Source organism: Micrococcus lacusdianchii, assembly GCF_023155805.1.
Classification (GTDB): Bacteria; Actinomycetota; Actinomycetes; order Actinomycetales; family Micrococcaceae; genus Micrococcus; species Micrococcus lacusdianchii.
Genome location: NZ_JAKNUW010000046.1, coordinates 1 through 1426, shown reverse-complemented (window position 1 = coordinate 1426; position 1426 = coordinate 1). Strand labels below are relative to the sequence as shown.

Annotated in this window: 1 protein-coding gene; it reads right to left on the bottom strand. The window is 69.8% G+C overall.

Annotated features, from left to right (window positions below):
- Positions 1 to 6: 6 nt before the first annotated feature.
- A complete protein-coding gene (locus MA879_RS12245; protein WP_248126875.1) occupies positions 7 to 1314 on the bottom strand; it encodes an ISL3 family transposase in 1308 nt (435 codons plus the stop codon).
- Positions 1315 to 1426 lie beyond the last annotated feature (112 nt).

Here is a 1426-nt window from a genome sequence, read left to right as displayed (position 1 = left end):
GGCTCTTCACGAACGAGGGTGTAGCGCGGGTCTGAACCCTCCGGCTTCGAGCAGCGACCGAGCGATGTAGTGGGTGAGGTTGCGGAAGCCGAGGGCGGAGCCGCGGAGGTGTTCGAGTCGCCCGTTGATGGCCTCGGTCGGGCCGTTGCTGGTGCCGGGGCGGTCGAAGAACGCGAGGATGTCGCCCGCCCGCTGCTTCATGGTCCGGCCGAGCTTGCGGACCTCGACGAGCGCCGCGGGAACGCCGCTGCTGATCGCAGCGATCACTTCCTGCATCATCGTCTTCGCTTTCTTCTTGTCGGGCTCCCGGTAGGCCGCGACGATGCGCTGGTAGATGCCCCAGGTCGCCTCGACCTCGACGTGCTCCTCGCTCGCGAACACTGCGTCCAGGCGTGCCCGCTGCCGGTCGGTGAGCAGGCTCGCCCCGGTGTGCAGGGTGCGGCGGGCTTTGTAGAGCGGGTCGCCCTTGAGCCCGCGGTGACTGGTGGTGTCTTGCTGGACCCGACGCCGGCAGACATCCAGCGCGTCGCCGGCGAGGCGGACCACGTGGAACGGGTCCATGACGGGGACGGCGTCGGGGAGTTCCTCGGCGGCAGCGGTCTTGAACCCGGCGAAGCCGTCCATCGCGACCACCTCGATCCGCTTCGCCCAGTCCGCAGGGCGGGCGGCGAGCCACTGCTTGAACACCGCCTTGGAGCGGCCCTCGACCATGTCCAGCAGCCTCGCCGGCCCGGTCTTGTTCCTCGCGGGCGTGAGGTCGATGATCACGGTGACGTACTTGTCGCCCAGCCTCGTGTGTCGCCAGACGTGCTCGTCGACACCGATCGTGGTGACCCCGTCGAACCGGGCGGGGTCGTCGATCAGGCGCCGCATGCCTTCCGCGAGGACGGCGGCGTTCGCGGCACTCCAGGACACCCCGAGACCTGCGGCGACGCGGGTGACGGTGAGGTGGTCGATGACGATGCCCCGCAGCGCCCACTCCAGGCCGCCGCGGGAGATCTTCGCACGCGGCGCCGCTGCCGGCGTCATGTCCTGCCGCCACGTGCGCCGGCAGTGTCCGCACCGGTACCGGCGCACCCGCACCAGCAGGGTCGTCGGCCGGTGCCCGAACGGCTCGTGCGCCAGTCGACGCGTGACCGTGTCCCGCGGCACGCCCTCGGCACCGCACTTCCGACACCACGGGTCGTCCTCGACGACGCGGCATTCGATCGTGGCCCGATCCGGCTCGATCAGCTGACCGACGGCGACGAGGCCGAGCTCGTCGAGGCGGCAGAACGTGGTCAGGTCAGGGGTCGCGAAAGTAGGGTGGAGCACGTCGAGGTCTTTCGGGATGGCGAGCGTGAAGAACTTCCATCATCCGGGAGACCTCGACCCCTACCCGGCCACCGACGCGCTCAACCGACTACACCCTCGTTCGTGAAGAGCC